This window comes from Chryseobacterium sp. CBTAP 102 (genome assembly GCF_003201365.1).
GTDB classification, from domain to species: Bacteria; Bacteroidota; Bacteroidia; order Flavobacteriales; family Weeksellaceae; genus Chryseobacterium; species Chryseobacterium candidae.
The window spans coordinates 36,648-43,873 of the sequence record NZ_QICX01000020.1 but is presented as its reverse complement, the minus strand read 5'-3'; the positions used below and the strand labels follow the sequence as shown (position 1 = coordinate 43,873).

The 7,226-nt window shown below is 36.9% G+C and carries 6 protein-coding genes and 1 pseudogene; 2 read left to right on the top strand and 5 right to left on the bottom strand.

The window, feature by feature from the left end; all coding sequences use genetic code 11:
- Positions 1-183 (top strand): annotated as a pseudogene (locus C8D70_RS20020) (IS256 family transposase); the annotation flags it as partial.
- Between the two features lie 76 nt (positions 184-259).
- On the opposite strand, the gene C8D70_RS20015 reads toward C8D70_RS20020, so the two are convergent.
- Positions 260-511, bottom strand: a complete 252-nt coding sequence (locus C8D70_RS20015) for a hypothetical protein (RefSeq protein WP_110368454.1) — start codon at positions 509-511, stop codon at positions 260-262.
- A gap of 236 nt (positions 512-747) precedes the next feature.
- Between C8D70_RS20015 and C8D70_RS20010 the strand changes: the two genes are divergently transcribed.
- Positions 748-1,974 carry a spondin domain-containing protein gene (locus tag C8D70_RS20010; RefSeq protein WP_110368453.1) on the top strand — a complete coding sequence of 409 codons (1,227 nt, stop codon included), beginning with the start codon at positions 748-750 and terminating at the stop codon, positions 1,972-1,974.
- 299 nt (positions 1,975-2,273) lie between these two features.
- On the opposite strand, the gene C8D70_RS20005 is transcribed toward C8D70_RS20010, so the two are convergent.
- The 4 genes from C8D70_RS20005 to C8D70_RS19990 all read right to left on the bottom strand — a co-directional run bounded on the left by C8D70_RS20005 (position 2,274) and on the right by C8D70_RS19990 (position 7,181).
- A complete protein-coding gene (locus C8D70_RS20005; protein ID WP_110368452.1) occupies positions 2,274-3,809 on the bottom strand; it encodes a YifB family Mg chelatase-like AAA ATPase in 1,536 nt (511 codons plus the stop codon).
- Between the two features lie 421 nt (positions 3,810-4,230).
- A complete protein-coding gene (locus tag C8D70_RS20000) occupies positions 4,231-5,193 on the bottom strand; it encodes a T9SS type A sorting domain-containing protein (protein WP_076595082.1) in 963 nt (320 codons plus the stop codon).
- 40 nt (positions 5,194-5,233) lie between these two features.
- Positions 5,234-6,622 (bottom strand): porin family protein, encoded by a 1,389-nt coding sequence (locus C8D70_RS19995; RefSeq protein WP_110368451.1) that lies wholly within the window; start codon positions 6,620-6,622, stop codon positions 5,234-5,236.
- Positions 6,615-7,181, bottom strand: a complete 567-nt coding sequence (locus tag C8D70_RS19990) for an RNA polymerase sigma factor (protein WP_110368450.1) — start codon at positions 7,179-7,181, stop codon at positions 6,615-6,617. Before C8D70_RS19990 ends, C8D70_RS19995 begins: the two co-directional genes overlap by 8 nt.
- Positions 7,182-7,226: the final 45 nt, after the last annotated feature.

The window sequence follows — 7,226 nt, the reverse complement described above, 5'->3', positions numbered from 1 at the left end:
CTCAACGGAAAAATCAGAAAATACACCAAAAACAAAATGTCTTTTCCTACAGATGATGCCGTCATGAAATCAGTGTATCTCGCTTTAAAAGAAGCTACTAAAAAATGGACAATGCCAATTCAAAATTGGGGTATTGTTCTTAACCAGTTTATGCTTATTTTTGAAGAAAGGCTCAGATTATAAAATCCAAGCCCTGACTTTTTAACTTACACACTTTGTGGGATAGTGTCTATTTAAAGCTATATTAAATTCCATATATTTAATTTACAACTATTGTAACTTCTTCATTATTCTTTAAAGTTATTTTACGTGGCTTATTATCATTTTTCGCCTTCAGTTCTTCTACTGTTTTTTCAAGTTTTTCTTTATCTTGAGGATCAGAAAATTTATCCAGAAAATCCTTATTAAATAAAGTATCCTCTGCAACTAATGAAGCTGTAGTTTTAAATAAAGATTCTATAAGAAAGAACATATTATTAACAATTCTTACCATTTTTCCATGTTTTTCCATTACAAATATATATACAAAAAGTTTTCCACAAATCTTGTGTATTAATTATTTTTTTTTAAATTATTAAAATTCATATTATTATTTATTTTTCTTGAAACAAATCTCGCTCTGCACCACGCCAAAACTTGACGTATTATTTATTTGTTTAAAAAAAGTAATATTATTTTGTCAGGATCTCAAAAAGTAGCCGACTATAGTTACAGATATCAATTTATAACTATAAAAAATTTGCTTTTATGAACAGGTTTATTTTCAGAACATCATTTTTAGCAGCAGCAACTGTAGCCGCATTTACTCTTTCTTCATGCCGTGATTCGGATGACGACATGATGATGAATTCCTCTTTCCAAAGAACCATTACTTTTGAAAATGTGGTAACTCCGAAAGATTTTGTAGAAAGCGGAAGTTTTCAGGGAACAGGAACTCCTCCCATTATTTTACCGGGACAATCTGTTTCTGTAAAATTCAGTGCAGGAAAAGCACAGGCTTTAATGTTCGCAACGATGTACGGAGCTTCAAAAGATTGGTTTTTTGCCTCCCAACAGCCGGGCATCAAATTGTTTGACAACAATGGAAATGCTATTACCGGTGATGTTTCTTCAAGTGTCCGATTATGGGACAACGGTACAAAAGATGATACAACAGGACAGGTAGAAAGCAAACCAATTATGCAGGTTTCTGGTGTCAATGCATCTCAGCTTATGAAACTCAACCTCGCTTACAATGATGTAAAATCAGAGTTTACCCTCACTATTACCAATACCTCTGGTGGAACTGCCAATGAAACTCCTTTTTCTCCCGGTGTATGGGCAGTTTCCAATTATAATGGATCTCAGCTTCTAAACAATGCTCCGTTCTTTACTCCGAACGCTTTATCAAATCCGGAAATCACAGATATTGCTCAAATGGGAAATATCAGTAAAATGATGACAAAACTAAATGCCAATACAGGAATTATGACAGGTCTTTCTCCTGCCCTGGTAGTTGTTTACCATGGTGATAAAAATCCAATTTACGAATTGGGTAAATTAGACAATGGTATGGGTCTGAAAGATATTGCACAGTTTGGAAATGCAGCCAAGCTTCAAAACAGTTTAAAATCTTTACCTAATGTAAAAGGGGTATATATTGCCGGAAATGCTCCTGTAGCTCCGGGAAGTAAGGTTACAACAAATTTTAATGCTGAGCCAGGTGATAAAATTGCCTATGCAACAATGTTTGGTTTTTCCAATGACTGGTTCTATGCCAATGAACAAAATATTGATGCCAATACCACGGGAGATCTTAGTTTGAAAACTTCATTATTTGATTCCGGAACGGGTATTGATCAATATCCGGGTGCTGGAAATCATCAGGCTTTGTTTGGGGGAACTCCACAAAGTGAAAATATGATTATTTCAAAAGTGGGAACCCAATATCCTGTTCCTGCTGTACAGAATGTGATTAAAGTAACTGTTAATTAATCTTCAGATAAAGAAAAGGTCAGACAATACTGTTTGACCTTTTTCAATTATTCAATACTATTCTATTCATGACATTCGAAAGGAAGGAAGAAGCATAAAATATACTTTTCGGCACTTGGATATATTTTTATTCTGTATTTAAAAATTTGATTTTTATAATTTAATATTTTAAGTAATCCGGCAATCAAATTTAACATAATAATTTAAATTACACGTTACATGGTTGCTCAGTTTATCCTGGTTAAACTTATAAAAGACAGCGTTATATTTATTTTAAAATCAACTAAATAACAACAAAATCAGCCATTCCAAAACTCACGGTCTAAACTTCTGTACTGTATAGCTTCGGAAATATGATGAGACAGGATATTTTCAGATCCTTCAAGATCCGCTATCGTTCTGGCGACTTTAAGGATTCTGTCATAAGCTCTTGCCGAAAGATTAAGTTTCTCCATAGCTAATTTGATGAGACTGAAGGAAGTTTCATCCAGTTCACAATATGCCTCAATTTCTTTAGGCCCTATTTGGGCATTACTGCTGATATTGAGATTCTCATATCTTTTATTCTGAATATCTCTTGCTTTGAGAACGCGGTCTCTGATTTCTTTACTTTTTTCTCCTTTTCTTTTTTCGGAAAGCTGTTCAAATTCTACTTTCTGCACTTCGATATGGATGTCTATTCTATCTAAAAGCGGCCCTGAGAGTTTGTTCATGTAACGTTGCATTTCGTAAACAGATGATGTATTATTAGGATCATCGGGGAAAAAACCGCTTGGGCTTGGGTTCATAGAAGCAACCAACATAAAACTTGCCGGATAGTTGACCGTAAACCGGGCTCTTGAAATTGTTACTTCACGATCTTCCAAAGGCTGTCTCATTACTTCGAGTACTGTTCTTTTAAATTCCGGCATTTCGTCCAGAAACAGAACTCCGTTATGAGCAAGAGAGATTTCTCCAGGTTGCGGGTAACTTCCTCCTCCTACGAGAGCAACATCGGAAATAGTATGATGTGGAGACCTGAAGGGACGAACCGTCATTAATGATGTTTCAGTTCCTATTTTCCCGGCTACGGAATGAATTTTGGTTGTTTCCAAAGCTTCCTTCAATGTCAAAGGAGGTAAAATACTGGGTACTCTTTTGGCCAGCATTGTTTTTCCGCTTCCGGGCGGCCCGATCAAGATAATATTATGTCCGCCTGCTGCTGCCACCTCCATCGCTCTTTTGGCTGTTTCCTGACCTTTAACTTCGGAGAAATCAAAAGGAAAATCGTTGATCTTTTCATGAAATTCTTTTCTGGTATCCAGTGTCATTTTTTCAAGTGCTTTTCCCTCGTTAAAAAAATCAATAACTTCTCTGATATTTTCTATTCCATATACTTCAAGATCGTTTACAATAGCTGCTTCTCTGGCATTTTGTTTTGGAAGAATAATTCCTTTAAAGCCTTCTTCTCTGGCTTGGATGGCAATGGGTAAAACACCTTTAATGGGCTGTAGGCTTCCATCCAGAGAAAGTTCTCCCATAATAATATAACTTTCAATTTCTTCTGCCAGAATCTGATCTGAAGCAGCTAAAATCCCGATTGCAATACTAAGGTCATAGGCAGAACCTTCTTTTCTAAGATCTGCGGGAGCCATATTAATAGTAATTTTCTTTCCGGGAATTTTAAATCCTACATTCTTCAGGGCTGCAGAAATTCTGTAGCTGCTTTCCTTAATAGCATTATCGGGAAGACCTACGAGGTGGTATCCTACTCCTCCGGTATCTACGTTCACTTCAATAGTAATGGTCTGTGCAGCCACTCCATGAATGGCACTTCCATAAATTTTGATCAGCATGGTGTGTTTTTGGAGTAAAAGTAATGAATATACTATTTTGAAATTCTGATGTTTATGTTAATGAAATTCTAGTCAGACAGAAATATTAAAAAAGAAATTCAAAAATTTTCAGAATAAAAAAACCGGTACAAATTACTTTGTACCGACTCAACCATTATTAAAAACTAACGAAAAAGATTATGCCGTCTGAATTACTGAAAAATCAAGTGTAAGTCAGGAAGCCGGATGCCGGAAAGAGGAAATTCCTTTTTGGGGGTAATTATGACCGTCATTAGATTAACAAGGATGAAATGCATCTATGATCGTAAAGTATTAAAATAAATCACTTCAGTTCTTCTTCAATACAAGGAACATCCCTCCTCAGACATCCCATCTTCCTTCCCACAATCAATTTTTAACCTCTTCAGACTTTATAATCCTATTATTTTTTTATAAATCTGTTTTTATATTCAATTCCATCTGTGCTCTTAGAAACAATGATATAATTCCCCGGTACCAGACCGCTTACATCAATCGCCTGATTATATCTGTGATCTACTTTCTTAAGGACAAGTTTTCCGGACATATCAATGATGATAACTTCCTTATAGATTTTATCCGATTCTTTCCCAATATAAAGATGCTGTGCAGTAGGATTAGGATAAATTTTCAGAGTATTATCTTTCATTTTTGTCTCTCCTGTTCCCAAATTGCTGCAGAACTCCCAATCTCCGAAATTCAGTTCTACAAATGCAAACGGATCTAACATCTCACACTGATCCGGACAATATTCCGTACAGGCATAAAATCCGTATTTCCCTGAACTTGTTGCAACATAGGTATCTCCTACTACTCCCGGGATAATACAAGGATCTCCCATCGCCGGCGGATTACTGCCTGGCACACATCTGAACCAGGTATGTTTACCATATACAACAGGAAAAATATTATCAAACTGTACAGAAGCTCCGTTGCAGACATTCACTGTTCCTCCATTTTCCTGATACGTACCCGGTGTATAAGTAGTCATCATCGCCGGCAGCCCATATACAAAGCCATCTGCAAACGCTGCAGGACTTTCTGCTGTACAGTCACCTTCAGAAACGACTACTTTAAAATAATTCAGCTGATCACTACCACTAATGATTAATTGCTGTGAAGCAGCTCCCGGAATGGCGACCCATGGGTTGTTATTGGGTGTCTGCCAGGTCCATTCCTGTTTGTACCACTGATAAGTTGCATAAGTCTGTGTAGTGGAAAGAATTTCATCTTCCGTATTACAGAATAAAATCGTTCCGGGATATTTTTGCCCAAGTCTAGCACTGGTAATTGTAGGAGTACATTGTGCTTTTATATTCAAAATACCGAATAGTAAAACCACTAAAAAAATTAGTTTTGTTTTCATATATAGATTATTAAGTTTGGTGTTGCAAAAATGGTCTGCCTTAATCCAGCAGTACTCGTATTCCGAATTTCATATTAAATTGAAGAGGTTTTTCTTTGTAAATGGTATTAGGAGCATTTTCTTCTTTAAAATGATATCCGATTCCCGGTTCTGCATAAATTCCGACCTTATCAATGATTTTCAGCTGAAGGCCTACCGCCGTATTCACAGAAAACTGGAAAGGTTTTGGCTCCAGGCGTTCCTTTGAGGATTCTTTTATCTCATCATTCACAACATACGTTGTTGTAATATTACCTGCTACTGGTTTTTCCACCAGAGCCCCACCTGTAATATATCCTGTAAATTTTCCTTTTTGAATGATATTATAATTAATCTGTACAGGAATTCCTATATAATGAACTGTCTGATCTCCTTTTATATAATTATTACCACTTCCGGAATGCAGTTCAGAAGAAAGTTTGGTATAATTCAGTCCTGTTCCTATTCCCCATCTTTTCCCCCAATTATAGTAAACGGAAAGCCCAAACGTTACCGGTACTTTATGCCTTATTCTCGCTTCTACGTGCTGACTTTGATTGGCCAGTAAAATGGCTTTCAGAGGATCATCATGATATTCAGAAGTAGTCCATACCTGTTCAATATTCATTGCTTTTCCAGTAATTGAAGCATATCCCGGAAACTGCTGTTCTGCAGAATTGGAAGCCATATTGCCTGTAAGCATACCCAGCATCCATGATTTTTTGTCTCTGGATTTTTGGGTATGATGCGCTGTATGTTCGGCGTATACTTCTTTTATTTTCTCCTGCTTAAAAAGCACCTCATCATTTTTGTTTTCTACAACCGGTTCTTTCACTGTATCATCAACAGGAGATGTTTTCTGGGTGATCTTACTTTTCTGCTGAAAAGACTCCGCTACTGTCGGAAACTTGAAGACATCCTGGTTTTTATGATTGCTTCCAGCATGATTTTCTGCTCTATTACGAGCATATCTTTGTGTCAACATTTTCTCCGGAACGGCGTTATTCAATCTATTTTCAGCCAAAAAAACATCTATTTTTGATTGGCCTTCACTGCCTGAAATATTCTCAGTTTCCGTAGTTTTTAAATATTCTTTTTCCTTTTCTCCTTTCACATCTGCCGGTTTCTGAGACAGAGCTTTTCCAGTATCATTCCGGGGCAGTATTTTGATCAGCAAAAACAATAATGCAATAGCCGCCGCAATTCCTCCAACGCGATAAAATATGGATCTGTTTCCCGCATTTGTTCCCTTTTCTTTATTTGTTCCACCTTCAGGAATAAATCCGGGAATGCTGTTGTTTTCTTCTCCGGAAAATAATTCATCTTTAATGCCATCCCACAACCCTTCCGGAACGTCCTCTTCATGGTCATCCATTCTGCTTCGCAGATTATTTAGCCATTCGTTATTCATATTGTGCTTTTTTTGACATTTTAAATTCTTTTATTTTCCGGGCAAGCAGCCCTTTCGCTCTGTGAAACTGTGATGCAGATGAATTTTCTGCAATTCCGAGCAGCACGGCAATTTCTTTATGGCTTTTTTTCTCAAATACGAACAGGTTAAAAACAGTTCTGTAGCCATCAGGAAGAGCTCTGATCATCATCATAATATCATCACGGGGGATTTCTTCAAAATCCGGTTCTTCTTCATTAGGAATATCCGGAAGGTCATCTACTTCTACAGCAGATTTAAAGTCTCCTTTCTGTTTAATATGCTTCAGGGATTCATTGACTGTAATACGGGTCATCCAGGCTTTTAAGGAACCATTACCTCTGTACTCAAAAGATTCTATCGAACGGAACATTTTGATAAAACTGTTTTGAAGCACATCATGAACATCTTCTTTTTCTGCCACATAACGGGAGCACACATAAGACAGATTTCCGGAATAAGCCCCAAAAAGCTCTTTCCAGGCAGCCTCTTCCTTTTTCAGAAGGTGCTTTACCAAAATCTGTTCTTTACTTTCTTCCATATGATGCAACTGCCTCCGTATCCACCGGGATGTTATAAAACCGTC

Bases quoted from the DNA above. Each gene is read 5' to 3' on its own strand.
- C8D70_RS19995 (WP_110368451.1), bottom strand. From the start codon at position 6,622: ATGAATAACGAATGGCTAAATAATCTGCGAAGCAGAATGGATGACCAT.
- C8D70_RS19990 (WP_110368450.1), bottom strand. From the start codon at position 7,181: ATGGAAGAAAGTAAAGAACAGATTTTGGTAAAGCACCTTCTGAAAAAG.
- C8D70_RS20010 (WP_110368453.1), top strand. From the start codon at position 748: ATGAACAGGTTTATTTTCAGAACATCATTTTTAGCAGCAGCAACTGTA.
- C8D70_RS20005 (WP_110368452.1), bottom strand. From the start codon at position 3,809: ATGCTGATCAAAATTTATGGAAGTGCCATTCATGGAGTGGCTGCACAG.
- C8D70_RS20015 (WP_110368454.1), bottom strand. From the start codon at position 511: ATGGAAAAACATGGAAAAATGGTAAGAATTGTTAATAATATGTTCTTT.
- C8D70_RS20000 (WP_076595082.1), bottom strand. From the start codon at position 5,193: ATGAAAACAAAACTAATTTTTTTAGTGGTTTTACTATTCGGTATTTTG.